Genomic DNA, 24998 nt, shown 5'->3' with positions numbered 1-24998 from the left:
GGGATTGCGGAACCCCGCCCATGCGCGCTTTAAGCGCCGCAAAGGAGTGCCTCTTTGTCCGACACCAATCACCAAAGCGATGTCCTGGTCCTCGGTTCCGGCGCGGCGGGGCTCACCACCGCGCTGCATCTGGCGGACAAGTTCAAGGTGACGGTGCTGGCCAAGGGCGGCTTTGCCGAGGGCTCGACCGCCTGGGCGCAGGGTGGGATCGCCGCAGTGCTAGAGGACGGCGACACCTTCGAGAGCCATATCGAGGACACGATGGTCGCCGGCGCCGGCCTCAACGACCGCGCGACGGTGGAGATGGTGGTCGAGAACGCCCCCGCCGCGATCGAGCGGCTGGTCCAGCTCGGCGTGCCGTTCAATACCGAGGGCAATGCGCTGCACCTCACCCGCGAGGGCGGCCACAGCCACCGGCGTATCGCGCATGTCGACGATGCCACGGGCCTCGCCGTGCAGACGGCTTTGCTCCGCGCGGCGCAGGCGCATCCGAACATCACGCTGGTGCCCGACATGGTGGTGATCGACCTCGCCACCAGCCGGCACGAACTCCGCTATTCGGGCGCGGGCAATGTCTGGGGCGTTTATGCCTTCAACCGAGGCACCAACCGGGTCGAGCTGTTCACCGCCCGCGCGACCGTGCTGGCGACGGGCGGGGCGGGGCGCACCTATCTCTTCTCCACCGCCCCGCGCGGCGCGACCGGGGACGGGATCGCGATGGCGTGGCGCGCGGGCTGCCGCATCTCGAACATGGAGATGATGCAATTCCACCCGACCTGCCTCTACAATCTCGACGTCAAGAACTTCCTGATCACGGAAGCCGTACGCGGCGAGGGCGGGCATCTGCTGCTGCCCCCCGAGGCCGGCGACGAGGCGGGCCACCGCTTCATGCCCGATTTCGATTCCCGGCTGGAGCTGGCGCCCCGCGATATCGTGGCGCGCGCGATCGACCATGAGATCAAGCGGCTCGGTCTCGACTATGTCCACCTCGACATCAGCCATATGGGCGCCGAGTTCGTCCAGCATCACTTCCCGACCATCTACCACCGGCTGCTCGACCTCGACATCGACATGACCAAGGCGCCGATCCCGGTGGTCCCCGCCCAGCATTACACCTGCGGCGGCGTGATGATCGATCGCGACGGGCGGACCGACCTGCCGGGGCTCTATGCCGCGGGCGAGGTCAGCCAGTCGGGGCTGCACGGCGCAAATCGCCTGGCCTCCAACTCGCTGCTCGAATGCTTCGTGTTCGGCGAGGCGGTGGCGAATCACATCACCGCGCATTGGGGCGACCTGCCGCCGCCGCCGGCGATCCGCCACTGGGACGAGAGCCGGGTGACCGATTCCGACGAGGAAGTCGTGATCAAGCAGAACTGGACCGAGATCCGCCGCTTCATGTGGAACTATGTCGGCATCGTCCGCACCACCAAGCGGCTGGAGCGCGCCGCGCACCGCATTAAGCTGCTGCGCGAGGAAGTCGCCGACTATTACGGCCATTTCCGCGTCACCCCCGATTTGATCGAGCTGCGCAACCTGCTGGAGAGCGCCGACCTGATCGTCCGCTCGGCGCTGCACCGCAAGGAAAGCCGCGGGCTGCACTATACGCTCGACTATCCGGACACGCTGCCGGACGCGGTCGACACGGTGCTGGTGCCTTGATCGGGTTGCGGACGCGCCCACGCCTCGTCGCTCCACCGACTCGCTTCGTCGCATTGCGGGAATCCCTTGCTTTGCCGCCTCTAGGGGCAGACGCATGATGGAAGTGGGCAAGAGGTTGGTTGCGGTGCGTAAAATCCGGTTTTCGAAAGTCGAGCGTGCACTGACCGTGGCGGGGCTTGGGCCCGCGGTGTTGCTGGGCTGCGCCGTCCACGAACATCCCGAACTCGCCGCCTATCTGCCCGCGCCCAATTACGGCGTGCTGATGCCGATCCCGCGCGCGCAGGCAGCACCCCGCGCGGAAGTGCCGCCGCCCGCGGGCCTGGTGAATCGACTCTCGGATCTCGCGCAGAATTTCAACGGTGTAGTCGGCATCGCCGTGACCAGCGTCGACCGCAACTGGACCGCCTCGCAGGGCGGCGCGCGCAAGCTGCCGCAACAGAGCGTCTCCAAGCTGTGGGTCGCGATGACCGTGCTCGACCAGGTCGACCAGGGCCGTATCCACCTGAACGACCCGCTCGTCATCACCCGCGCCGATTTCACGCTGTTCCACCAGCCGGTCGCCTCGCTGGTCAAGGGCGACCAGGGCTATCAGAGCACCGTCGGCGAGATCCTGCGCCGCGCGCTGACGATGAGCGACAATACCTGCAACGACAAGCTGCTCCGCCTGGTCGGCGGGCCGCCGGCGGTGCGCTCGTTCATCGCCCGCAACGCGCTCGGTTCGATCCGCTTCGGTCCGGGCGAGAAGCTGCTCCAGCTCGGTACCTCGGGGCTGACGGCGTGGAAGCCCGAATATTCGTTGGGCAACAGCTTCGCCGTCGCCCGCGCCCAGCTGCCGCGCGAGACCCGCGTCGCCGCCTATCAGCGCTATGTCGCCGATCCGCCCGACGGTGCGGCGCCGCTCGCCATCGCCGGCGCGCTCGCGCGGCTGAAGCGCGGCGAACTGCTTTCGCCTGTTTCCACCCAGTGGCTGATCGCGACGATGCAAGCCTCGCACACCGGCAAGTACCGCCTGCGCGGCGCGCTGCCGCCGGGCTGGCAGCTCGCGCACAAGACCGGCACCGGCCAAGACCTGTTCGGCCGCACCGCGGGGTATAACGACGTGGCGCTGCTCACCGCGCCGGACGGCCGTTCCTATGCGCTGGCGGTGATGATCGGCGACACGCCGCGGCCGATCAACGAGCGCCAGCTGCTGATGCAGGGCGTGGTCCGCGCGATCGTCGCCGAGCATCAGCTGGGCGCCTGAAAACCAGGGGCTAAAACAGGGGCATCGGCGGGATGACGGCGGCGCGGCGCGCTGCTATCTCCCGCCCCATGCCCCATCTCTATCTCGTCGACGGCTCCAGCTACATCTTCCGCGCCTATCACCGGCTGCCGCCGCTGACGAACAAGCATGGCGAGCCGGTGGGGGCGGTGTACGGCTACACCTCGATGCTGTGGAAGCTGGTCGACGAACTGCACAAGGCCGACGGGCCGACGCACATGGCGGTGATCCTCGACAAGTCCGAGCATACCTTCCGCAACGATCTCTACGACCAGTACAAGGCGCACCGCCCGCCGGCGCCCGAGGATCTGGTCCCCCAGTTCCCGATGATCCGCGACGCGACCCGCGCCTTCAGCCTGCCCTGCATCGAGGAGCTGGGCTGGGAGGCCGACGACCTGATCGCCAGCTATACCAAGGCGGCGCTGGCGCAGGGCTGGTCGGTGACGATCGTCAGCTCCGACAAGGACCTGATGCAGCTGATGACCGATCCGTCGGTCGACATGCTCGACACGATGAACAACCGGCGCATGGGGCCCGACGACACCCGCGAGAAGTTCGGCGTCGGCCCGGAGAAGCTCGGCGAAGTGCTGGCGCTGATGGGCGACAGCGTCGACAACGTCCCCGGCGTCCCCGGGGTCGGCCCCAAGACCGCCGCCAAGCTGATCCTCGAACATGGCGATCTCGAATCGGTGCTCGCCGCCGCGCCGGAGATGAAGAAGGGCAAGCTGCGCGACAATCTGATCGAGCATGCCGAACTCGCGCGGCTGAGCCACAAGCTCGTCACGCTCGCCTGCGACGTGCCGCTGCCGGAGCCGCTGGAAGCCATGGAGCTGCAGGGCATCCCCGACGCGCCGCTTCGCGCGTTCCTCGAGCATCACGGCTTCAAGACGCTGCTGTCGCGCCTGTCCTCGGTCGCCGATGCGCCGGTGGAGGTGCACGAGGCGCCCGGCGTCGAGGAAGACCCGCCCTGCGCGCACGATGACTATGAGACCGTCACCGACCTCGATGCCCTCGACCGCTGGATCACCGTCTCGCGGCACCAGGGCTGGGTGGCGATCGATACCGAGACGACCGGGCTCGATGCGACCCAGGCCGATCTGGTCGGGGTCAGCATGGCGCTGGCGCCCAACCTCGCCTGTTATATCCCGCTCGGCCATGGCGGGACGGACATGTTCGCCGAGAAGCCGGTGCAGCTCGACCGCGCCGAGGCGATCGCCCGGTTGAAGCCGCTGCTGGAGGACCCCGCCGTCCTCAAGATCGGCCACAACCTGAAGTACGACATGATCGTGCTCGGCCGCGCCGGTATCCGCGTCGCGCCCTATGACGACACGATCGTGATGAGCTTCGATCTCGATGCCGGCCTGCACGGCCACGGCATGGACGAACTCGCCGCCACCCATCTCGCGCACAGCTGCATCGCCTACAAGGACGTGGTCGGCACCGGGAAGAGCCAGCTGAGCTTCGGTCAGGTCGATCTCAAGGCGGCGACCCGCTACGCCGCCGAGGATGCCGATGTCACGCTGCGACTGTGGCGCCGCCTCAAGCCGCGGCTCGCCTATGAGAGCGTCACCCGCGTCTACGAGAGCGTCGATCGCCCGCTCGTCGCGGTGCTGGCCGAAATGGAGAGCACGGGCATCAAGGTCGATGCCGGGGTGCTGTCGAAGCTCTCGTCCGATTTCGCGCAGCAGATCGCGACACTGGAGGAAGAAATCCACGCGATCGCCGGGTTCAAGTTCACCATCGGCAGCCCCAAGCAGCTCGGCGACGTGCTGTTCGACAAGATGGGGATCAAGGGCGGCCGGAAGGGCAAGTCGGGCGTCTATTCCACCGACGTCAACGAGCTGGAGCGCATCGCCGCCGACAAGGATTCGCCCGGCCGCGAAATGGTGCTGAAGGTGCTCGACTGGCGCCAGCTGTCCAAGCTCAAGTCGACCTATACCGATGCGCTGCAGGCGCAGATCAACCCGCATACCGGCCGGGTCCACACCAGCTACAGCTTGACGGGCGCGCAGACCGGGCGGCTCTCCTCGACCGATCCGAACCTGCAGAACATTCCGGTGCGCACCGAGACCGGCCGCCAGATCCGCGACGCCTTCGTGGCGGAGCCGGGCAACGTCATCCTCTCGGCGGACTATTCGCAGATCGAGCTGCGGCTGGCCGCGCACATCGCCGACGTGCCGGCGCTGCGCACCGCGTTCGAGAATGGCGACGACATCCACAGCATGACCGCGATGGAGCTGTTCGGCGAAGTGAACCGCGACACCCGCGGCCGCGCCAAGACGATCAACTTCGCGATCCTCTACGGCATCTCGCGCTGGGGCCTGGCCGGTCGGCTCGACGTGACGCCGGACGAGGCGCAGGCGATGATCAGCCGCTATTTCGAGCGGTTCCCGGGCATCAATCGCTACATCGCCGACACGCTGCGCGAGGCGAAGGAGCGCGGCTATACGACGACGCTGTTCGGCCGGAAGACGCACTTCCCGCGGCTCAAGGCCTCCAACCCCAACGAGCGCGCGGGCAGCGAGCGCGCCGCGATCAACGCGCCGATCCAGGGCACCAGCGCCGACATCATCAAGCGCGCCATGGCCCGCATGGTCCCGGCGCTGCGCGAGGCGGGGCTGGATAAGGTTCGCATGCTGCTCCAGGTACACGACGAACTGGTGTTCGAACTGCCCGAGGGCGACGTCGAGGCCGCGCGCCCGATCATCGAGCGGGTGATGGCCACCGCCGCCGAACCCGCGATCCAGCTCACCGTGCCGCTGGGCGTGGAGATCGGTGTCGGTCCCAGCTGGGGCGCCGCGCATTGAGCCAGGCGGAAGCGTCCAAGGATATCAATGCGCTCGCCAAGGGCGGGCGGACGAACATGCTGGGCTTCATCATCCGGCTGGTCGCTCGGCTGCCGTTCCTGTTCATTGCCGGGCGCTCCTATGGCCCGGAGATCGTCGGGCGGTACGCCATCGCGGTGCTGGTCATCGAGTTCGTGGCCCTCGTCGCGACGCTCGGACTCAAGCGGGGGCTGGCGCAGGCGCTGGCGCGCACGGAGCGGCCGCACAGCCATGTCGTGTGGGACGCGATGGTTGTCGCCTTCGTCGCGGCGCTGATCGCGAGCGGTATCCTGGCCCTGTTCCCGCAGGCCCTGTTTCCCAACAGCCCGGTGATGGGGCTGGAACGCTTCCTGTCGATCGCGGTGATCGCGATCGCGCTTTCGGACGTGTCGCTGTCCGCGCTCGCCTATCGGCACAATATCGGCGCGGCGGTGACAGCCCGGGCGATCATCGAGCCGTGGACGATCAGCATTGCCGCATACGTCTTCTCCTTCGTCTCAGCGCGCGACGGGTTGCTGATGGCCTATGTGCTGTCGATGAGCGCAGCCTTGGTCGCCTCGATCGTGCCGTTCGTGCGCGAATATGGCCTGCCGGTCGACTGGCGGCCGCAGCTGGCGGAGATCTGGGGACTTGCCCGGCTCAACGCGCCGCTGGCCGGCGCCGACGCGATCGAATGGGCGACGCGCAACGTCGATCGCTTTATCCTCGGCCTGCTGTTCGCGCCGTCGGTGGTCGGTATCTATTACATGGCGCAGCAGGTCGCCTCGGTGCCGCAGCGGCTGAAATCGAGCTTCGACCCGATTCTCGGGCCGGTGATCACGCAGAGCCTCGCTGCGGGCGATCGCCCGGCGGTGGCGAATCAGGTCCGGCAGGTGGGCTTCTGGATCCTCTGCGCGCAGGCGGGACTCGCCGTGATGTTCTCGATCCCCGCCGAGGGGGTGATGGGGCTGCTCGGCCGCGAGTTCGTGATCGGCTCGGCGGTGCTGTGCATCCTGCTCTTCGCCGAGGTGCTCGCCTCGCCCGGCGCGGTGTGCGAGACGGCGCTGATCTACATCGCTCGGCACACCAACCTGGCGATCTCGGTCTGCGTGCTGATGCTGCAGATCGCCTTGAGCTTCGCGCTGATCTTCCTCGCGCGCGGGCAGGGTTTGCCGGTGCCGGTGCAGTCGGCAGCCCCCGCGGTGGCGCTGGCGCTCTCGCTGACCATCGGCTCCATCGCCAAGGGCCTGCTGCTCCAGTCCAAGCTCGGCGCACCGGTGGTGAGCATCCGCCCGAGCTTCTTCGCGGCGATGGCGATCGCGGGGCTGGTCGGCGCGGCCTTCACCTCGCTGCCGCATCGCTTCGAATGGGCGGAGATGAGCCTGGGCATGCCGGCGATCCTGATCACCTTCCTGTTCGTGATCATCCGCTTCGGCTTCGGCCCCGAGGACCGCGCGCTGTTCCGCAAGGTGCCGCGCGTTGATGTCAGGACCAGCGAGACCGCCTGAGCATTTCCTCCCTCGGCAAAGCCGGGGGAGGGGGACCGCCGCCGCAGGCGGTGGTGGAGGGGCGCCCTCCGGCACCATTCCGCGAAGGCGGGAAACCATTCGCCTGAACGTCCTGGGAAAGAACCGCAGCTCCAGCGCCAATGGACTCCCGCCTTCGCGGGGGTGACGGGTGGTGTGTCGCAACGCCGCGCCCCCACCGGAGGCGCGGCGCGCTGGTCTCAATGCCGGAAGTGGCGCATCCCCGTGAACACCATCGCCAGCCCGGCCTCGTCGGCCGCCGCGATGACTTCGTCGTCGCGGATCGAGCCGCCCGGCTGGATCACCGCGGTCGCGCCCGCTTCCACCGCCGCCAGCAGGCCGTCGGCGAAGGGGAAGAAGGCGTCCGACGCCACCGCCGAACCGATCGTGCGCGGAGTGGCCCAGCCGGCCTTGTCGGCGGCGTCCTTTGCCTTCCACGCGGCGATGCGGGCGCTTTCCAGGCGGTTCATCTGGCCGGCGCCGACGCCTGCCGTGCTGCCGTCCTTGGCATAGACGATCGCGTTCGACTTGACGTGCTTGGCCACCGTCCAGGCGAACAGGCAGTCGGCCAGTTCCTGCTCGGTCGGCTGGCGCTGGGTGACGACCTTGAGCTGGTCGCGCGTGACGATGCCGTTGTCGCGGCCCTGGACCAGCCAGCCGCCGGCGATCGACTTGGCGAACAGGCCCGCACGCGCCGGATCGGGCAGCTCGCCGGTGAGCAGCAGGCGGAGATTCTTCTTCGCCGCGAACAGCGCCAGCGCTTCCTCGTCGGCGTCGGGTGCCACCACCACTTCGGTGAAGATGCCGGTGATCTGCTCGGCCGTCGCGCGGTCAAGCGGGCGGTTCACCGCGATGATGCCGCCGAACGCCGAAACGGTGTCGCAGGCGAATGCCGCCGCATAGGCCTCGGCGAGAGTCGCGCCGCTCGCCACGCCGCACGGATTGGCGTGCTTGACGATCACCGCGGTTGGCGGACCGTCGCGGAACTCGCTGACCAGCTCGAGCGCCGCATCGGCGTCGTTGTAATTGTTGTAGCTCAGCTCCTTGCCCTGCAGCTGGCGAGCCTGGCCGATGCCGCGCGCGGCCGGGCCGGTCGCGGCGTAGAAGGCCGCCTGCTGGTGTGGATTCTCGCCATAGCGCAGCGCCTGGCCACGCTTCAGCGAGATGTTGAGCGTTTCCGGGAAGGCCTCGCCCTGATCGGCAAAGGCGAACCAGCTGGAGATCATCGCGTCGTACGCCGCGGTGGCGGCATAGGCCTTGGCGGCGAACTTGCGGCGCTGCTCGAGGGTCGTGGTGCCGCCCATCACCAGCGCGTAATCGGCCGGATCGGTGACGATCGCCACCGACTCATGGTTCTTCGCCGCCGAGCGTACCATCGACGGGCCGCCGATATCGATATTCTCGATGATCTCGTCGCGGTCCGCACCCTTGGCGACGGTCTGGGCGAAGGGATAGAGGTTGACCACGACGAGGTCGATCGGCGCGATCTGGTGCTCGGCCATCGAGGCCTGGTGCTCGGGATTGTCGCGCACCGAGAGCAGGCCGCCATGCACCTTGGGGTGCAGCGTCTTCACCCGCCCGTCCATCATCTCCGGGAAGCCGGTGAGGTCGGAGATGTCGCGGACCTCCAGGCCTGCATTGCGGAGCGCCGTGGCGGTGCCGCCGGTCGAGACGAGCTCGACGCCCTGGGCGGCCAGCGCCTGACCGAGTTCGACGATCCCGGTCTTGTCGGAGACCGAGAGGAGCGCGCGGGTGATCTTGATGTCCATGGCCCGCCCCTCTCTCCAATCGGGGGCGCCGGGGCAAGCCCTATTTAGACCGGTGGAACGCCCAGCTGAGGCTGGCGCCGCCCGCGGGCGTCTCGCCGTGGAGCACCAGCTGCTGGGTGGCGTGCGGGCGGCCGCGCGCATCGATCCACAGGCTTTCCTCGATCGCCAGCGCGCCGCCCTTGGCGCGGAACTGCCAGAGGATGCCCGAGGCGGTGCGCAGGATAGCACCGTGGCCGTCGGCGGTGGGGGAAGCCTCGACATGGGGGGCGAGGTGGAAGCGCACGGCGAACGGCTTGGAGTCGATGCGGCGCTTGCCGGCGGGCAGCAGCAGATCCTCGCCGCGCAGGTCGCGCCCGTCGTGCGAGAGGGTGAGTTCGCGGCGGTGGAGCAGCCCGAAGCGGCGGACATAGCCGTCCTGCGCGGCCTCGATCCGGCTGGCATGTTCGGTCTCGTGGCGGACCAGCTCGACTTCGCTCACCCCGCGGCCGAGCGTGCCGTTGGCATGGATCGCGGTCGAGTTGCTGTCGTCGAGCGTCAGCGTCGAGTGCGCGGCGGTGGTGCGCAGGCCCTGGACCAGTTCGGCGGGCAGGCGCGCATCGGCGGCACGGCTGCCGCCGCAATTGACGACGATCCGGTCCGTGCCGTCCGAAAGCTCGAAGGCAAGGGTGGAGGCGCAGCCGGTCTGCGCCACCCGGGCGTCGGGCGGCGGGGCGGCGTCGAGGATCAGCACGGTGCCGGCGCAGGACAGGCGCTGGTAGCCCCACTCCCGCGCCTGCTTGAGCGGGCGGGTGCGCACGCCGGTCGCCTCGATCGCCTGCTCGATCCACTCGCCGCCGATCGGCGCGCAGCCCTGCCAGCTGGAGAGCCCGCCATCGCCGTGGCAGACGCCGAGCAGCGCCGCGACCATCCGGTTGAGCGCACCGAGCACGAAGGCGGGGGGCTCGATGCGGCGGGCGGCATAGGTCTCGCAGAGCAGGGTGATCAGCTGGATCGCGTCGAGCTGGCCGTCGGGCGAGCGGCCGACGGTGCCGCCATCCTCATAGACCGAGGCGGTGATCGCGCGGTTCAGCCCGGCTTCGGCAAAGGCGCGGCGTGGGTCGCCGCCGGGCAGGACCAGCCCCGCCACGGTCAGGCCGGCCCAAGCCGCCAGGCGCGGCACGCCGACCGGCACCTTGTCGGCGCTGCGGTCGAGATGCCGGGCGCCGCGGGCCAGCGCGTGCATCACGCCCGAGCGATAGACCTGGTCGGTCGAGGACAGGATCAGCGGCGCGTGCGCCACCCAGGCGAGGATCCGCCGGCCGACCAGATCGGGCCGCCAGGCGGGGTCGGCCACCTGCTCGCCATGCACCTTGAGCCAGCGGCGCATCACGTCTTCGGCGATCGGCGCGCCCTGCTGGCGGGTGGCGACGCTGGACAGGTCGCGCAGCCAGCCAAAGCCCTGGAGATGCTGGGTGAAGGCGGGCGACCAATCGGGCTTAGCGAAGTCGAGGCTTTCGATTGCGCGGACCTCGCCGCACAGCCGCACTTCGCCGTCGAGCAGGGCGTTGCCACGCTGGGGATCGCCGAAAAACGGATCGTCGGCGGCGGTGAGCAGCTTGAGCGGGTGCCGGCCCTTCAGCCGCATCGCGTAGAAGGGCGAGCGCCAGGCAAGGCGCTGAAAACGGTCGGCGATGCGGTCGGCGAGCGACAGGCCGCGGTCGCCGCCCACCCGGATCAGCCGCTTGCCTTCCTCGACTCCGTCGGCGGCGGAGTCCGGCGTCGGATCGGTCAAGCCCCGCGCAGTGCCGCGATATTGGCGGCATACTGGCTCGGCCCACCGGTGAAGGTGGCGGTGCCGGCGACCAGCGCATTGGCACCGGCGGCGATCGCCTTGGGCGCGGTCTCGCGGTCGATCCCGCCGTCCACTTCCAGGTCGATGGCGCGCCCGCTCGCCTCGATGCGGCGGCGAAGCTCGGTGATCTTGGGCAGCTGGCTCTCGAGGAACTTCTGCCCGCCGAAGCCGGGGTTGACGCTCATCACCAGGATCAGGTCGACCAGGTCCATGACATAGTCGACCGCGTCGACCGGGGTCGACGGGTTGAGCACCACGCCGGCGCGCTTGCCCAGCGCCTTGATCGTCTGGAGCGTGCGGTGGAGGTGCGGGCCCGCCTCGGGATGGACCGAGATCGTGTCTGCGCCGGCCTCGGCGAAGGCGGCTAGCATGGGGTCGACCGGCGTGATCATCAGGTGCACGTCGAAATTCTTGGCCGAGTGCGGGCGCAGCGCCTTCACCACCGCGGGGCCGATGGTGATGTTGGGCACGAAATGCCCGTCCATCACGTCGACATGGATCCAGTCGGCGCCGGCGGCGTCGATGGCGCGGACTTCCTCGCCGAGCCGCGCGAAATCGGCCGAGAGGATCGAAGGTGCGATGCGGACGGACATGGTCGTCTCCTAGGGAAGGGGCGAGTCGGGCGCAACCGGAGGGGGCGGGTGCCCACCGGTTGCGCACCGCTTCTCCACAGACTTATCCACAGCTGACTGCGCAACCGGGACGAAGGGCCCCGGACGTGCGATCAGCGGCGGCGGAAGCGGGCGATGAAGAAGCCGTCGAGCCCGCCTTGCTCCGCCAGCATGCCCGGCAGGACACGTACCGAGCCGTCCTCGCGCGGCGCAATGCCGGCGGGGAGTTCGTCCGCGGTTGCGGGCACCAGCGCGAACTCGGGATGCGCGGCGAGGAAGGGGGCGAGATGGGCCTCGCCTTCCTTGGGCTCCAGCGAGCAGGTGGCGAAGACCAAGGTGCCGCCCGGCTTCACCCATGCCGCGGCGCGGTCGAGCAGCTTGGCCTGGAGCTCGGCCATCTCGGCGATCAGCGAGGGGCGGACGCGGTGGAGCACGTCCGGATGGCGGCGGAAGATGCCGGTGGCGCTGCACGGCGCGTCGAGCAGCACCGCATCGGCGGGGGCAGCGGGGTTCCAGGTCAGCAGGTCGGCCGTGACGATCTGTGCCGAAAGGCCGGTGCGTTCCAGATTCTCGCGGAGGCGGGCGAGGCGGTTCTCGGCGACGTCGACCGCGGTCACCTGCCAGCCAGCGGCGGCGAGCTGGAGCGTCTTGCCGCCGGGGGCGGCGCACAGGTCCAGCACGGTGCCGGTGCCCGCGCCGATCAGCCTTGCGGGGATCGAGGCGGCGAGGTCCTGCACCCACCAGTCGCCCTCGGCAAAACCGGGGAGGTCGGGCACGCTGGTGCCGGGTTCGAGCCGGGCGTGGCGCGGGGCGAGGCTGGTCGCGCCTTCCACCGTCACGCCGTCGGTCTTCAGGCTGAGATCGAGCGGGGGCGGGGTCGCGATGGCCTCGCACGCCGCCTGCACCACCGCATCGCCCCATTGCGCCTGCCAGCGCAGAGCCACCGGATCGGGGAGCATCGGCACGTCGGGCAGCGTCGCGTTGCCGCGCATCAGCGTGCCGAATACGCCATGGACCAGCTTGCGCGGGCCGCCGTCGACCAGCGGCAGCACCGTCGAGATCGCGGCATGGCCGGGGGTGCCGAGCGCGATGGCCTGGACCAGCGCGATGCGGAGCGCGAAGCGGGCCTTGGCGTCATCGGGCAGGCGCTGGCGGGTGGCGGAGTCGATCAGCGCGTCGAGATCGGGCAGGCGGCGCAGCGCCTCGGCGGCGATGGCATGGGCCAGCCCGCGGTCGTTGGGCGCCAGGCCCTGTGCGGCGGAGTCGAGCGCCTGTTCGAGCGCGAGGCCACGGCGCAGCACCGCGTCGAGCAGCTTGAGCGCGGCGCGGCGGGCGGGGACGCCGGGTGCGTCGGGCTCGCGTTCGGCGGGACGGCGGGTGGTCGGGCGGGCCATGGTCAGCGCGCTCCCATCGAAAGTTCTGCTCGTTCGTGCGCTACCCAAGGGTTCACTTGACCATGCTCCTTTGGGCGCCGACATGGGCCGGGCAACCAAGGAAGGCAATCCCGATGGGCAAGCGACCCGACCATGTGCAGCCCCCGGCCTATCTCTCGAAGAGCCCGCCGGTGCCCAAGCCCGAACCGATGCAGCGGCCGGATAAGGACCCGCTGGAGAAGGATCCCGTCCGCTACGGCGACTGGGAGCTGAAGGGCATCGCGATCGATTTCTGAGGGCGGGGCGGGGCCGAAGTTCACACGCGTGGCGCGCGGCGTGATCCGAACGGCGGGAATGTGTCGTGCTATTCGCACCTCGTCATCCCGGCGAAAGCCGGGATCCATTCGCCACTCCGGATCGGAAAGAGCCGCCGCGTAGGCCCCAATGGATCCCGGCTTTCGCCGGGATGACGATGCGGTTCGCGACAGCGCCGTGAACCGCACACTTCAAAAAGCCTGTAGGGCAGCCGCCTGCTCAGTGCGCCAGTTGGGGGTAGGTCGAGCGGAACGCGGCGACCTTGGGCTGGTCCCAGCGCATGATGTACGGGTGCGTCGGGTGCCGCCAGAAGAAGTCCTGATGGTATTCCTCGGCCGGGTAGAAGCCGCCGGTTTCCAGCTTGGTCGTGATCGGCCTGGCGAACGCCTTGGCCTGGGTCAGCTGGGCGATATAGGCGGTGGCGACGCGACGCTGCTCGGCCGACTGCGGGAAGATCGCGCTACGATAGCTGGGACCGCGATCGGGGCCCTGGCCGCCCTTCTGGGTGGGATCGTGCGCGACAGAGAAGAACACACGGAGCAGCGTGCCGTAGCTGACCCGCGTCGGATCATAGACGACCTTTACCGCCTCGGCATGGCCGGTCTTCTCGGTCGAAACCTGGTCATAGGTGGCGGTGTTCGCCGCGCCCCCGGCATAGCCGTTGGTGACCGAGTGGACGCCCTTGACCGACTGGAACACCGCCTCCATGCCCCAGAAGCAGCCGCCGGCGAATATCGCGGTCTGCGGCTTCTTCGCCTTGGCGACGTCGACGGCGGGCGGCGGCACCGCGACCGCCTTCACCTTCTCGATCGGGATGCCACCTGCCGCGACCAGCAGCAGGGCGCCGCCGGCAAGGGCGGCAAGGGAGAGCGGGAGCTTCAGCGTGCGTCGGGTCATGATACCCCCATATAGGGACGAGGAAGCCCCCGCGTTACAGGTCCCTCAGCGCAGGCCGGCGCAGGCCGCCTGGATGCGGGTGCAGGCTTCGCGGAGCAGCGCCTCCGAGGTCGCATAGCTGATCCGCATCGCCGGCGACAGGCCGAACGCCGCGCCGTGCACCGCCGCGACGCGGGCGTCGTCGAGGAAATAGCCGATCATGTCCTCGTCGGTAGCGATCACCTTGCCTTTGGGCGTGGTCTTGCCGATCAGCGCGCTGAACTCCGGATAGACGTAGAAGGCGCCTTCCGGGGTCGGGCAGTGCATGCCGTCGATCTCGTTCAGCATGCCGACGACGAGGTCGCGGCGCGTCTGGAAGGCGGCGGCGCGGTCCTTGAGGAAGCCCTGGTCGCCGGTCAGCGCTGCGACGGCCGCCGCCTGCGCGATCGAGCACGGGTTCGAGGTCGACTGCGACTGGAGCTTGGCGATTGCCTTGATCAGCGGCGCCGGGCCGCCGGCGAAGCCGATCCGCCAGCCGGTCATCGCATAGGCCTTGGAGCAGCCGTTGACCGTCAGCGTGCGGTCGTAGAGCGACGGGCAGACCTGCGCGATCGTGGCGAATTCGAAGCCGTCGTACAGGATGTGCTCGTACATGTCGTCGGCGAACACCCAGACATGCGGGTGGCGCTCGATCACCTCGCCCAGCGCCTTGAGCTCGGCGGCCGAATAGGCGGCGCCGGTGGGGTTGGACGGCGAGTTGAGGATCACCCACTTGGTCTTGGGCGTGATCGCCGCTTCGAGCTGGGCGGGCGTGATCTTGTAGCCCTGGTCGGCGCCGGCGGCGATGAACACCGGCGTGCCGCCCGCGAACTGGATTACGTCAGGATAGCTGACCCAATACGGCGCGGGAACGATCACCTCGTCGCCGGCTTCCACGGTAGCTACGATCGCGTTGAACAGCGTATGCTTGCCGCCGACGTTGATCGTCACCTGCTGCGCGGTGTAGTCCAAGCCGTTGTCGCGCTTGAACTTTTGGATCACCGCATCCTTCAGCTCGGGCGTGCCGTCGACATTGGTGTACTTGGTCTTGCCGTCGCGGATCGCCTGGATCGCGGCTTCCTTGACGAATTCGGGCGTGTCGAAATCGGGCTCGCCGGCGCCCAGGCCGATCACGTCGACGCCGGCACGCTTCAGCTCGAACACGCGGCTGGTCATGGCGAGCGTGGCGGAGGGCTGGATGCGCTGGAGCGCGGCGGAGGTCTGCATGGGTCTAGACGCCTTTTCCGGGGAAGATGCGCGCCTATAGGTCCGCTTCGGCGCCTTCCGCAACTGTAACGGCTGCAACCAGTCCGCGTAGCGCATTGCCGAGCAGGAATCCGCCCGCGAGATCCTCGGGGCGTAGATCGCCCTCCACCGCGCGGCCGGTGGCGAGCAGCTCGGCGCGGAGCACGCCGGGGAGCAGGCCGCGGGAGAGGGGCGGGGTCACCAGCACGCCGTCGCGCTCGACGAACAGCGCGGTGAAGCTGCCCTCGGTCAGATAGCCCTCGGCATCGGTGAAGACCACTTCCCAGGTGCCGGCGGCGCGGCGGGGTTCATCGTAGAGCTTCCGCCGCGTGGTCTTGTGGCCGAGGCGGAAATCGTCGCGCGGCACCGAATGGGGTACGATCCGGACCTTTACTGGCCCGTGCGGCGGGGCGGGGGGCGGGGAGATGCCGATCGCCACCGCGCCCGAGGGGCCGAGCAGCAGCCGCACCTTGGCGGCGTCGCGTAGCCGGAAGGTCGCGGCCTGCAGCTCGTTGCGGACGACATGGCGGTCGAAGGGGAAGCCGAAGGTCGCGGCGCTGTCGCGGATCCGCTCGAGATGGCGCTCGAGCAGCAGGATGCCGTCCTCGGGATCGAAGCGCATCGTCTCGATCAGGTCGAAGCCGGGTTCGTCCTTGGTCACAAACGCCCCCTTGGCGCGGCACTCCGCCCATTCGCTGTCAGCGTACGAGTCGGCGACGACGCCCGAGCCGAGGCCGAGGCTGGCGCGACCAGCCGAATCGATGGCCAGCGTGCGGATCGCGACGTTGAATTCGGCCCCACCATCGGCATCGATCCTCCCTATCGAACCGGTATAGACGCGGCGCGCGCTGGGTTCGACTTCGGCGATCACCTGCATTGCACGGATCTTCGGCGCGCCGGTCACCGATCCGCAGGGGAACAACGCTGCAAGGGCGTCGACGGCTCCGAGTCCTTGGTCGAGCCGTGCGGTGATCGTCGAGGTCATCTGGTGGACGGTGGGATAGGTCTCGACGTGGAAGAGCTGCGGCACCGCGACGCTGCCGGGACGGGCCACACGGCCGAGATCGTTGCGCATCAGGTCGACGATCATCAGGTTCTCGGCGCGCTGCTTGGGATCCTCGGCGAGGTCGCGGGCGAGGGCGGCGTCGATAGCGGGATCGGCGTCCCGTCGCGTCGTTCCCTTCATCGGGCGGGCGGTGAGGGTGCCATTCTCCAGCGTGAAGAAGAGTTCGGGCGAGAGGCTGAGCAGCCACTGCTCGCCGGTCGCGACCAGCGCGCCGTGGCCGGCGGCGGCGCGGGCGCGAAGCAACGCGTAGAGCGCGGCGGGGTGGCCGGCGACCGGCACCTCGGCGCGGAAGGTGAGGTTGGCCTGATAGATGTCGCCGGCTTCTATATAGCCGAGCACGCGCGCGAGGGCGGCATCATAGGCGGCGCGGTCGAGCAGCGGGCGGGGGCGCCCGGCCCAGGCCCCGGCGGGGTCGGGCAGCAGCGCGGGGACCTCTCCAGCGCGCAGTCGCTGGTGGCCGCGGAACAGGCCGAACCAGAGCAGCGGACCTTCCATCTCGCGCGCGGGCGCGGCGGGTTCGAGCGCGGCGCCGGCTTCATAGGCAAGCCAGCCGGCGGCATCGAGCCCGTCCGCCGTGGCGCCGCGCAGCCGGTCCAGCGCCGGCGTGACGTCTTCCAGGCGGTGCGCGACGACGATTTCGACGGGATTCACATAGAGCCGCGCGCCGCGGCCATCGGCACGCGCGTCGTCGAGCAGGACGAAGGGGGGACGCAAAACCATGCGCCCGCTGGAATGCAGAGCCGCGCCGCGAAGGGCAAGCCTTGGTTGCCGCGCGCGCGCCTGCGGGGTAGCTGGGGGGCATGGCTTCCGATCCCAACGCCGCCCAGCCGCCGCTTCGTGCGGCGATCGTGCCCGTCACGCCGCTCCAGCAGAACTGCACCCTGCTCTGGTGTACGAAGACGATGCGCGGCGCGTTCGTCGATCCGGGCGGCGATCTCGACCGGCTGCGCGCGGCAGCGACCCAGCACGGCGTCACGATCGAGAAGCTGCTGATCACCCATGGCCATATCGACCATTGCGGCTCGGCCGGCATCTTCGCCGAGGAACTGGGCGTGCCGATCGAAGGCCCGCACGAGGCCGATCGCTACTGGATCGCGCGGCTGGAGGATGACGGCCGCGCCTATGGCATGCCCGGCAAGCCGTTCGAGCCGAATCGCTGGCTGGAGCAGGGCGAGCAGGTCACCGTGGGCGAACTGGTGCTCGACGTCTATCACTGTCCCGGCCACACGCCGGGGCACGTGGTGTTCCACCATCCCGAATCGCAGCTGGCGATCGTCGGCGACGTGCTGTTCCAGGGATCGATCGGTCGGACCGATTTCCCCTTGGGCAACCACCAGGACCTGATCGACGCGATCACCACCCGGCTGTGGCCGCTGGGGGACGAAACCGTGTTTGTCCCCGGGCACGGTCAGCCGAGCAATTTCGGCCAGGAGCGGCGCACCAACCCATTCGTCGCCGATTCGGTGCTGGCGCGGGCGTAAGTCCCTACAACGCCCCCGTCATCCCGGCGAAAGCCGCGATCCATTCGCCACTCGGGCGCGGCAAGAACCGCAGCGGCGACCCCAATGGATCCCGGCTTTCGCCGGGATGACGGTTGAGGTGGAGATCAATGCAGCGGGTTGGCGCCCGTGTAGCCGAGCCACGCGGCATAGAGGCCGAGCCCGGCGACGATCAGGAAGGTGATCCCCGCACCGATCTCGCGGCCGCGCCGCCAGCCGTCCATGCCGATCCCGTGCACCACGCGGCCGAGCAGATACACCGCGGCCACCACCCAGAGGTACAGGCTGGTGCCCTGCGCCAGCTCGATCAGGCCGATCAGGATCAGCACGAAGGGCGTATATTCGACGAAGTTCATCTGCGCGCGCATGCGCGCGAGGAGGCGGGGGCTGCCGCCGTCGCCGGTCAGGATTCGCTCGGCATGGCGAATCTGGATGACGCGAATCGCCAGCCAAAGGTTGAGGAGCGCCGCAGCGCCCGCGCTGGTGAGTGTAACCGGCAGAAAAAACATGCGCGTCCCCCTGAATCCAAGGCGCGCAGCCCTGCCACGTGCGGCTTCTGCTTGCAACGCGGACGAGAATCGCTATACGCGCGGGCTCGCTTCGTGACCTGTCCGCTGGTCCGGCGAGCGGCCGGCCTAGCCGTCGCTTGCCTGAATTACCCTGTGGGCGTATCGCGACTTATTGATTCTATAGCTTGTTGAAGGTGCCGACATGGCCGTCCCTAAGAGAAAGACCTCGCCGTCGAAGCGCGGCATGCGTCGGTCGCACGATTCGCTGACCGTCGAATCGTTCCAGGAGTGCCCGAACTGCGGCGAACTCAAGCGTCCGCACAACCTGTGCAACGCGTGCGGCCACTATAACGGCCGCGAAATCGTTTCGGTCGAGGGCTGAACGACGTTTAGCAACGAGGGCCGCAACGGGGGGTTGCCGGTATGACTGTTCCCTCGCGGATCGCCGTCGATGCAATGGGCGGCGATGAGGGGGTCGCCGTCATGCTCGCCGGCGCCGCACGTGCACGTCGCCGCTTCGAGGGGATGGAATTCCTCCTCGTCGGCGACGAGTCGCGCATTCGCGACGGCCTGAAGGCGCATCCGAATTTGGCAGCCGCGTCGGAGATCGTCCACGCGGCCGAGATTGTTGCGTCCGATGCCAAGCCGAGCCAGGCGATCCGCCGCGCCAAGACCACCTCGATGGGCATTGCCATCGATCTGGTGAAGCAGGGGCGTGCGGGTGCCGCGGTCTCCTCGGGCAATACCGGCGCGTTGATGGCGATGGCCAAGCTGTCGCTCCGCACCATGGCGGGGATCGACCGGCCGGCGCTTGCCGCGCTGCTGCCGTCGCTCGGCGCCAACGATACGGTGATGCTCGATCTCGGCGCCAATACCGAGGTGGACGAGCGCAACCTCGTCCAGTTCGCGGTGATGGGCGCGGCGTACGCGCGCACCGCGCTGGATCTCGCGCGCCCGCGCGTGGCGCTGCTCAACATCGGCACCGAAGAGATGAAGGGCACCGACAGCATCCGCGATGCTGCCGCCCAGCTGCGCGCGGCCAAGCACTTGCCCCTCGACTTCACCGGCTTCATCGAAGGCAACCGGCTGTCACGCGGCGATGTCGACGTGATCGTCTGCGACGGTTTCTCGGGCAATATCGCGCTCAAGACGGCGGAGGGCACCGCGCGCTTCGTCGCGGACCTGCTGCGCCGCGCGTTCAGCTCCTCGCTCCGCTCGAAGCTCGGCTTCCTGATCTCGAAGCCGGCGACCGAGCTGCTGCGCCACCATCTCGACCCGAACAATCATAATGGTGCCGTTTTCCTCGGGCTGAACGGCATCGTTGTGAAGAGCCATGGTGGTGCGAACGAGGTCGGGGTGGATACCGCGATCGGCTTTGCCGCCAAGATGGTGCGCGACGAACTGACCCGGCGTATTGCCGAGGATCTGGGGAACTTCGAGGCCAAGGCCGCGTAAGTAGACGGGATAAGAAGGGGTCGCATGACCGTACGTTCGGTGATTCTCGGTACGGGTTCCGCCCTGCCGGCGCAGCGTGTTTCCAACGCGGAGCTGGCGGAGCGCGTCGATACCAGCGACGAATGGATCGTCGAGCGGACCGGCATCCGCTTCCGCCACATCGCCGGGCCGGAGGAGACCACCGGAACGCTGGCCGCCGATGCGGCGCGCGCCGCGCTGGAATCGGCGGGCGTCGAGGCCTCCTCGATCGACCTGATCGTGCTGGCCACCGCCACCCCGGACCAGACCTTCCCCGCCACCGCGACGCGCGTGCAGAACGCGCTCGGCATCCTCGACTGCGTCGCGTTCGACGTGGCGGCAGTGTGTTCGGGCTTCCTCTATGCGGTGCAGGTCGCCGATTCGATGCTGCGCGCGGGCGTGCATCGCCGTGCGCTGGTGATCGGCGCCGAGACCTTCAGCCGCCTGCTCGACTGGGAAGACCGCACCACCTGCGTTCTGTTCGGCGACGGCGCCGGCGCGATCGTGCTCGAGGCGCAGGATACGGACGGCGAGGCGCCGCAGGGCATTCTCTCCACCAAGCTTCACGCCGATGGCCGCTACAACGACCTGCTCTATGTCGATGGCGGCGTGTCGACCACCGGCACCGTCGGCAAGCTGCGGATGAAGGGGCGCGAGGTGTTTCGCCACGCCGTTGTAAACCTTGCGTCCGTTATGAATGAATCGCTCGCGATGGCCGGCCTGCAGGCCGGGGACGTCGACTGGGTGGTGCCGCATCAGGCCAATGCCCGCATCCTGGACGCCACCGCTCGCAAGCTCGACCTCGCGCCCGAAAAGGTGATCGTCACCGTCGATCGCCACGCCAATACCTCGGCCGCGTCGGTCCCGCTCGCGCTCGATACGGCGGTGCGCGACGGGCGCATCCAGCGCGGCGACCTACTCGTTTTGGAAGCGATGGGCGGCGGGTTCACCTGGGGTGCAGCCGTCGTCCGCTTCTAGGTGGTACAGGGCGGTATCCCCATTTTGGACGAATTACGTGTTTTTCCAGAATATGTCTGAGGCGTTACCAGCGCTTCAAGATCATTCTTGATAGCGCGTAACAATCTGATACGGGTACCCTAGTACACGAAAGGAATTGCTGGAATGAATGCTGCGGGAACGCTGACCAGGGCAGACTTGGCCGAGTCGCTGCATCGCGAAGTGGGGCTGTCGCGCGCCGACGCCTCGCGGATTGTCGAGCAGATCCTCAAGCACATGTGCGAGGCGCTCGCGAAGGGCGAGAACGTGAAGATCTCGGGCTTCGGCAGCTTCGTGCTGCGCGACAAGGGCGAGCGCATCGGCCGCAATCCCAAGACCGGGGTTGAGGTGCCGATCGCGCCGCGCCGCGTGCTCACCTTCCGTGCCAGCCAGATGATGCGCGACCGCATCGTCTCAGCCCGCTGAGGCCCGCGATGCCGGCGTCCGAGAAGGCCGCCGGTGCGTTGCGGACCATAGGTGAGCTCGCCGCTGAAATCGGCAGGCCGCAGCATATCTTGCGCTATTGGGAAACGCGGTTTCCCCAGCTGAAGCCACTCACCCGTGCGGGCAACCGCCGGTATTATCGACCCGATGACGTGGCGCTCGTGCGCCGCATCCACCAGCTCCTCAGCGAGGAGGGCTACACCATCCGCGGCGTGCAGAAGCTGCTGGCGGAAGAGAAGGCGGCACGCGGCCGAAGCAAGGCCGCCGAGCTGCAGGCGATCCGGGACTCGCTGTCCGACGCCCTGGAAGAAGACCGCTGATATCGGGGGTGCGTCGATGGCGGCGCACCCTTTTCCTTATTTTGCGCGACTGCGGGCAAAGCCGGCCAGTTCCTCAGCCATCGGGCCCGAGGCTGGGATCGAGATCGCGCGGACGCACGAATCGGACGAGTTCGGCGTCCGCGCGGGACGCCTCCGCCCAATGCGCGATATCGAAGCGTAGTTCGGCGAGCGTCGCGGTGGGGTATTTCTGCTCGACTTCGTCGCGCAACGGACCCGACGCGGACACGCGATCGAGCACCAGCTCCTCCAGCCCGGGGTTGTGCCCGGAAAGCAGCACCACATCGGCGGTATCGGGCAGCGCCTCGATCGCGTCGAGCAACGTGCCGAGCGAGGCGAGATACAGCCTTTTGTCCCAGGCGGGCACGATCGTCTCGCCATAGCCGTTGGAGACCTGCGCCAGCGTCTCCTCCACCCGCACCGCCGGCGAGGCGATGGCATGGTCGAAGCGCAGGCCCTGCTCGCGCAGGTATCGGCCCATCGCCACCGCGGCGCGCTGGCCCTTGGGATTGAGCGGCCGATCGAAATCGCGCGCGACCGGATCGTCCCAACCGGACTTGGCGTGGCGGAGGACGAGAAGGGTCTTCATGCTTCCCCGATGTGGACGCTGGCGGCTTCGCCCGCCTCATGCCGCAACGTGGGCCCCAAGGAAAGCCGAACCCGCTCGACCGCCGCATCCAGCGTCGTGCGGGTGATCCGCGTGCCCGGCGGAAAGGCGTCGAGCAGCCGCGACGGGGTGGCGGCGGAGAGGAGCACGAAGGCGCCGCGATCGTCGGCGCGTCGGATCAGCCGGCCGAACGCCTGGGCAAGGCGCGCGCGGACGATGCGGTCGTCATAGGCCGAGCCCCCGCCGGCCAGCCGTCGGGCTGCGTGCAGCACGCTCGGCTTGGGCCAGGGCACGCCCTCCATCACCACCAGCCGCAGCGAATCGCCCGGCACGTCCACGCCGTCTCGCAGCGCATCGGTGCCGATCAGCGATGCGCGCGGATCGTCGCGGAAGATGTCGACGAGCGTACCGGTGTCGATCGGGTCGACATGCTGGGCGAGCAGCGGCAGCCCATCGCGGGCCAGCCGGTCGGCGATACGGGCATGGACCGCACGCAGGCGGCGGATGGCGGTGAACAGCCCGAGCGTGCCGCCCCCCGCCGCGGCGATCAGCCGGGCATAGGCGTTGGCGAGCGCCGCCATGTCGCCGCGCTTGACGTCGGTGACGATCAGCACCTCGGCCTGGTTGGGATAGTCGAAGGGGCTCTTCGCCTCGAAGCGCTGGGCGGGGCGCAGCAGGTGGACGCTGCCCGAGCGTGCCTCGGCGACGTCCCAATCGCCCCCGGCGCGGAGCGTCGCCGAGGTGACGAGCACGCCGTGCGCGGGCTCCAGCACCGTCTTGGCGAGCGGCTTGGCGGGATCGAGCCAGTGGCGGTGGAGGCCGATGTCGAACTCGCGGCCCTCGACCCGGTCGACCGCCAGCCAGTCGACGAATTCGGGATCGGCCGGGCCGCCGATCCGGGCGATCAGCGCCAGCCAGGCGCCGACCGTATCCACCCGCCAGCCGAGCGAGGCGATCGCGCCTTCGATGCGGGCGCGTGCCGGGCCGTCCATCCAGTCGGGCGCCTCGGCGAGCACCGCCTCGAGCCGGCGGCCGAGCACCACCATCGGGCGGAGCAGCGCGTCGAGCGCCGCCGTGGCGTTGCCGGCGGCCTCGACCAGCGCCGCATCGGGCTCGGTGAGTTCGGTCTCCAGCCCATAGCCGGCATCCGCCGAGCCATTGGCGTCGCGGGCATAGACCAGCCCCCGCACGGCGGCGAGCAGCGCCTCGATCGGTCCGAAGGGCTCGCCTTCGTTGAGGCGTTGCAGCCAGCCGTCGCTGGGCAGCGCGCGGGCGGCATCGACGGCCTCGGAGATCGCCCGGCCACCGGCATCGTCATAGCTGGCGACGTCGGAGAGGCGCGCGGCGAGGCCCCGGCGGCGTCCGCGCGAGCCGGATTCGGGGCCGGTCAGCCAGCGGCGCAGCTCGATCGATTCCTGGCCCGTCAGCGCGACCGAGAACATCGCGTCGGCGGCATCGAACAGGTGGTGGCCCTCGTCGAACACGTAGCGGGTAGGGCGGGTCTGGTTCTCGCGCCCCCGCGCCGCGTTGACCATCACCAGCGCATGGTTGGCGATGACGATATCGGCATCGGCGCTGGCCCGGGCGGCGCGCTCGATGAAGCATTTCCGGTAGTGCGGGCAGCCGGCATAGATGCACTCGCCGCGACGATCGGTGAGCGCGGTGGAGCCGTTGCGGCGGAACAGGGTGGGGAGCCAGCCGGGCAAATCGCCGCCGATCATGTCGCCGTCCGCGGTATAGGCGGCCCAGCGCGCGACCAGCTGCGCGAGGATCGCCGCGCGCCCGGCGAACCCGCCCTGCAGCGCATCCTCCAGGTTGAGCAGGCAGACATAATTCTCGCGGCCCTTGCGGGTGACGATCCGCGCGCGGCGCTGCTCGGCATCGGGGAACAGCCGCTCGCCTTCGTTGCCGAGCTGGCGCTGCAGCGCCTTGGTGAAGGTCGACACCCACACCGGCCCGCCCGACTGCTCCGCCCAGAGCGAGGCGGGGGCGAGATAGCCGAGCGTCTTGCCGATGCCGGTGCCCGCCTCGGCCAGCACTAGGTTGGGCGTGTCGGGCACGCTGCGCGGGGCGAAGGCCTGGGCGGCGGCCTCGGCATAGTCGCGCTGGCCCTGGCGGCGCTCGGCGGTGGCGCCGGTCAGGCGGGCGAGCCGCTCGGCGACCTCCGTGGGATCGAGCGTGATGGTACGCGGGGCGGGGCGGGGGGCGCCTTCCTCCCATTCGGGCAGCTTGGAGAAGAGCCAGCGCTCGGCGCGCTCGGGCTTGGCGATCCGCTGGCCGAGCGCCGCGCTCCACGGCCAGCGCAGGCGGCCGAGCGACTGCAGCCCGTGCCACGCACCCTCGCGCTCGGGCCAGTCGCCCTCGGCGAGTGCGAGCAGGCTCGCGGCGGCGTCGCGCAGGAAGGCGGCGACCTGCGCGTCGTTCCTGGGCGGCTCCAGCCCACAGGCGCGGGCGAGGCCCTTGGGCGTCGGCACCATGAAGCGGGCGGGGCGGAGAAAGGCGAACAGCTCGAGCAGGTCGAGCCCGTTCAGCTCCGGATGCCCCAGCCGCTGCCCGACGAGCGGCGCGTTGAGCAGCAGCACCGGCGTATCGGCGGCGATGCGGATCGCCTCGCCGCGGCTCAGCCCGCGCGTGCCCTCGGCCGTGGCGAGCCACACGCCCGAATGGCTGGCGTGGAGGGCGGGATAGGGAAGCGGCGGCAGCATCGGTCTGCCGCCGTTGTACACGATGCGTTCCGCTTTGACAGCGGGAACCGTG

At 69.2% G+C, this 24998-nt stretch carries 21 protein-coding genes; 11 read left to right on the top strand and 10 right to left on the bottom strand.

From position 1 onward, the window contains the following. Nucleotides 1–54 precede the first annotated feature (54 nt). The 4 genes from nadB to ABIC65_RS19990 all read left to right on the top strand — a co-directional run bounded on the left by nadB (nt 55) and on the right by ABIC65_RS19990 (nt 7232). The gene (nadB, locus tag ABIC65_RS20005; protein WP_354311076.1) at nt 55–1659 is read left to right on the top strand and encodes an L-aspartate oxidase; all 1605 of its coding nucleotides are present in this window, start codon (nt 55–57) and stop codon (nt 1657–1659) included. A gap of 133 nt (nt 1660–1792) precedes the next feature. Continuing rightward, nucleotides 1793–2902 (top strand): serine hydrolase, encoded by a 1110-nt coding sequence (locus tag ABIC65_RS20000; RefSeq protein ID WP_354311193.1) that lies wholly within the window; start codon nt 1793–1795, stop codon nt 2900–2902. Between the two features lie 68 nt (nt 2903–2970). Further along, entirely contained in the window at nt 2971–5727 is a 2757-nt protein-coding gene (gene polA, locus ABIC65_RS19995) for a DNA polymerase I (RefSeq protein ID WP_354311074.1), read from the top strand. Between the two features lie 56 nt (nt 5728–5783). Beyond that, nucleotides 5784–7232 carry a lipopolysaccharide biosynthesis protein gene (locus tag ABIC65_RS19990; protein ID WP_354311191.1) on the top strand — a complete coding sequence of 483 codons (1449 nt, stop codon included), beginning with the start codon at nt 5784–5786 and terminating at the stop codon, nt 7230–7232. Nucleotides 7233–7450: 218 nt separating this feature from the next. Here the strand turns inward: ABIC65_RS19990 and purH are convergent, their stop codons facing one another. The 4 genes from purH to ABIC65_RS19970 form a co-directional block, all read right to left on the bottom strand. Next, nucleotides 7451–9019, bottom strand: a complete 1569-nt coding sequence (gene purH, locus ABIC65_RS19985) for a bifunctional phosphoribosylaminoimidazolecarboxamide formyltransferase/IMP cyclohydrolase (RefSeq protein WP_354311072.1) — start codon at nt 9017–9019, stop codon at nt 7451–7453. 40 nt (nt 9020–9059) lie between these two features. Beyond that, nucleotides 9060–10790, bottom strand: coding sequence for a heparinase II/III family protein (locus tag ABIC65_RS19980; RefSeq protein ID WP_354311070.1), 1731 nt, complete (start codon nt 10788–10790; stop codon nt 9060–9062). Then, on the bottom strand, nt 10787–11443 hold the full coding sequence (gene rpe, locus ABIC65_RS19975) for a ribulose-phosphate 3-epimerase (RefSeq protein ID WP_168847841.1): 657 nt from the start codon (nt 11441–11443) through the stop codon (nt 10787–10789). Before rpe ends, ABIC65_RS19980 begins: the two co-directional genes overlap by 4 nt. A 131-nt stretch (nt 11444–11574) precedes the next feature. Further along, nucleotides 11575–12855, bottom strand: a complete 1281-nt coding sequence (locus ABIC65_RS19970; RefSeq protein WP_354311067.1) for an RsmB/NOP family class I SAM-dependent RNA methyltransferase — start codon at nt 12853–12855, stop codon at nt 11575–11577. 113 nt (nt 12856–12968) lie between these two features. On the opposite strand from ABIC65_RS19970, the gene ABIC65_RS19965 reads away from it, so the two are divergent. Beyond that, the gene (locus tag ABIC65_RS19965) at nt 12969–13130 is read left to right on the top strand and encodes a DUF1674 domain-containing protein (RefSeq protein WP_125973220.1); all 162 of its coding nucleotides are present in this window, start codon (nt 12969–12971) and stop codon (nt 13128–13130) included. Between the two features lie 238 nt (nt 13131–13368). On the opposite strand, the gene msrA is transcribed toward ABIC65_RS19965, so the two are convergent. From msrA to pabB, 3 genes are read right to left on the bottom strand one after another with little or no spacing between them, the layout of a single operon-like run. Then, on the bottom strand, nt 13369–14046 hold the full coding sequence (gene msrA, locus ABIC65_RS19960) for a peptide-methionine (S)-S-oxide reductase MsrA (protein WP_354311065.1): 678 nt from the start codon (nt 14044–14046) through the stop codon (nt 13369–13371). A 45-nt stretch (nt 14047–14091) separates the two neighbouring features. After that, nucleotides 14092–15291, bottom strand: coding sequence for a pyridoxal phosphate-dependent aminotransferase (locus ABIC65_RS19955; protein WP_354311063.1), 1200 nt, complete (start codon nt 15289–15291; stop codon nt 14092–14094). Between the two features lie 34 nt (nt 15292–15325). Continuing rightward, nucleotides 15326–17095 carry an aminodeoxychorismate synthase component I gene (gene pabB / locus ABIC65_RS19950; RefSeq protein ID WP_354311061.1) on the bottom strand — a complete coding sequence of 590 codons (1770 nt, stop codon included), beginning with the start codon at nt 17093–17095 and terminating at the stop codon, nt 15326–15328. A gap of 80 nt (nt 17096–17175) precedes the next feature. On the opposite strand from pabB, the gene ABIC65_RS19945 reads away from it, so the two are divergent. Next, the gene (locus ABIC65_RS19945; protein WP_354311059.1) at nt 17176–17856 is read left to right on the top strand and encodes an MBL fold metallo-hydrolase; all 681 of its coding nucleotides are present in this window, start codon (nt 17176–17178) and stop codon (nt 17854–17856) included. A gap of 125 nt (nt 17857–17981) precedes the next feature. Here the strand turns inward: ABIC65_RS19945 and ABIC65_RS19940 are convergent, their stop codons facing one another. Further along, the gene (locus tag ABIC65_RS19940) at nt 17982–18383 is read right to left on the bottom strand and encodes an MAPEG family protein (RefSeq protein ID WP_354311057.1); all 402 of its coding nucleotides are present in this window, start codon (nt 18381–18383) and stop codon (nt 17982–17984) included. A gap of 202 nt (nt 18384–18585) precedes the next feature. On the opposite strand from ABIC65_RS19940, the gene rpmF reads away from it, so the two are divergent. The 5 genes from rpmF to ABIC65_RS19915 all read left to right on the top strand — a co-directional run bounded on the left by rpmF (nt 18586) and on the right by ABIC65_RS19915 (nt 21616). Next, nucleotides 18586–18765, top strand: a complete 180-nt coding sequence (gene rpmF, locus ABIC65_RS19935) for a 50S ribosomal protein L32 (protein WP_064310610.1) — start codon at nt 18586–18588, stop codon at nt 18763–18765. Between the two features lie 41 nt (nt 18766–18806). Then, nucleotides 18807–19838, top strand: a complete 1032-nt coding sequence (gene plsX / locus ABIC65_RS19930) for a phosphate acyltransferase PlsX (protein WP_354311055.1) — start codon at nt 18807–18809, stop codon at nt 19836–19838. A gap of 24 nt (nt 19839–19862) precedes the next feature. Further along, nucleotides 19863–20834, top strand: a complete 972-nt coding sequence (locus ABIC65_RS19925; RefSeq protein ID WP_354311053.1) for a beta-ketoacyl-ACP synthase III — start codon at nt 19863–19865, stop codon at nt 20832–20834. Between the two features lie 144 nt (nt 20835–20978). Beyond that, nucleotides 20979–21278 carry an integration host factor subunit alpha gene (locus ABIC65_RS19920; protein WP_064310607.1) on the top strand — a complete coding sequence of 100 codons (300 nt, stop codon included), beginning with the start codon at nt 20979–20981 and terminating at the stop codon, nt 21276–21278. An 8-nt stretch (nt 21279–21286) separates the two neighbouring features. Then, complete coding sequence (locus tag ABIC65_RS19915; RefSeq protein WP_121072910.1) at nt 21287–21616, top strand: MerR family transcriptional regulator; 330 nt, start codon at nt 21287–21289, stop codon at nt 21614–21616. Nucleotides 21617–21689: 73 nt separating this feature from the next. Here the strand turns inward: ABIC65_RS19915 and ABIC65_RS19910 are convergent, their stop codons facing one another. Next, nucleotides 21690–22223, bottom strand: a complete 534-nt coding sequence (locus ABIC65_RS19910) for a SixA phosphatase family protein (RefSeq protein WP_354311051.1) — start codon at nt 22221–22223, stop codon at nt 21690–21692. Then, complete coding sequence (locus tag ABIC65_RS19905) at nt 22220–24946, bottom strand: ATP-dependent DNA helicase (protein ID WP_354311049.1); 2727 nt, start codon at nt 24944–24946, stop codon at nt 22220–22222. The genes ABIC65_RS19910 and ABIC65_RS19905 overlap by 4 nt, the downstream gene beginning before the upstream one ends. Nucleotides 24947–24998: the final 52 nt, after the last annotated feature.

This window comes from Sphingomonas trueperi (assembly GCF_040545665.1).
Classification (GTDB): Bacteria; Pseudomonadota; Alphaproteobacteria; order Sphingomonadales; family Sphingomonadaceae; genus Sphingomonas; species Sphingomonas trueperi_B.
This window is presented reverse-complemented; position numbering and strand designations above follow the sequence as displayed.

Coding starts and splice junctions, on each gene's coding strand:
- ABIC65_RS19920 (WP_064310607.1), top strand. CDS start 20,979: ATGAATGCTGCGGGAACGCTGACCAGGGCAGACTTGGCCGAGTCGCTG.
- pabB (WP_354311061.1), bottom strand. CDS start 17,095: ATGGTTTTGCGTCCCCCCTTCGTCCTGCTCGACGACGCGCGTGCCGAT.
- rpe (WP_168847841.1), bottom strand. CDS start 11,443: ATGTCCGTCCGCATCGCACCTTCGATCCTCTCGGCCGATTTCGCGCGG.
- ABIC65_RS19965 (WP_125973220.1), top strand. CDS start 12,969: ATGGGCAAGCGACCCGACCATGTGCAGCCCCCGGCCTATCTCTCGAAG.
- msrA (WP_354311065.1), bottom strand. CDS start 14,046: ATGACCCGACGCACGCTGAAGCTCCCGCTCTCCCTTGCCGCCCTTGCC.
- rpmF (WP_064310610.1), top strand. CDS start 18,586: ATGGCCGTCCCTAAGAGAAAGACCTCGCCGTCGAAGCGCGGCATGCGT.
- ABIC65_RS19905 (WP_354311049.1), bottom strand. CDS start 24,946: ATGCTGCCGCCGCTTCCCTATCCCGCCCTCCACGCCAGCCATTCGGGC.
- ABIC65_RS19915 (WP_121072910.1), top strand. CDS start 21,287: ATGCCGGCGTCCGAGAAGGCCGCCGGTGCGTTGCGGACCATAGGTGAG.
- plsX (WP_354311055.1), top strand. CDS start 18,807: ATGACTGTTCCCTCGCGGATCGCCGTCGATGCAATGGGCGGCGATGAG.
- ABIC65_RS19910 (WP_354311051.1), bottom strand. CDS start 22,223: ATGAAGACCCTTCTCGTCCTCCGCCACGCCAAGTCCGGTTGGGACGAT.
- ABIC65_RS19945 (WP_354311059.1), top strand. CDS start 17,176: ATGGCTTCCGATCCCAACGCCGCCCAGCCGCCGCTTCGTGCGGCGATC.
- ABIC65_RS19990 (WP_354311191.1), top strand. CDS start 5,784: ATGCTGGGCTTCATCATCCGGCTGGTCGCTCGGCTGCCGTTCCTGTTC.
- ABIC65_RS19940 (WP_354311057.1), bottom strand. CDS start 18,383: ATGTTTTTTCTGCCGGTTACACTCACCAGCGCGGGCGCTGCGGCGCTC.
- ABIC65_RS19925 (WP_354311053.1), top strand. CDS start 19,863: ATGACCGTACGTTCGGTGATTCTCGGTACGGGTTCCGCCCTGCCGGCG.
- polA (WP_354311074.1), top strand. CDS start 2,971: ATGCCCCATCTCTATCTCGTCGACGGCTCCAGCTACATCTTCCGCGCC.
- purH (WP_354311072.1), bottom strand. CDS start 9,019: ATGGACATCAAGATCACCCGCGCGCTCCTCTCGGTCTCCGACAAGACC.
- ABIC65_RS19970 (WP_354311067.1), bottom strand. CDS start 12,855: ATGGCCCGCCCGACCACCCGCCGTCCCGCCGAACGCGAGCCCGACGCA.
- ABIC65_RS19955 (WP_354311063.1), bottom strand. CDS start 15,291: ATGCAGACCTCCGCCGCGCTCCAGCGCATCCAGCCCTCCGCCACGCTC.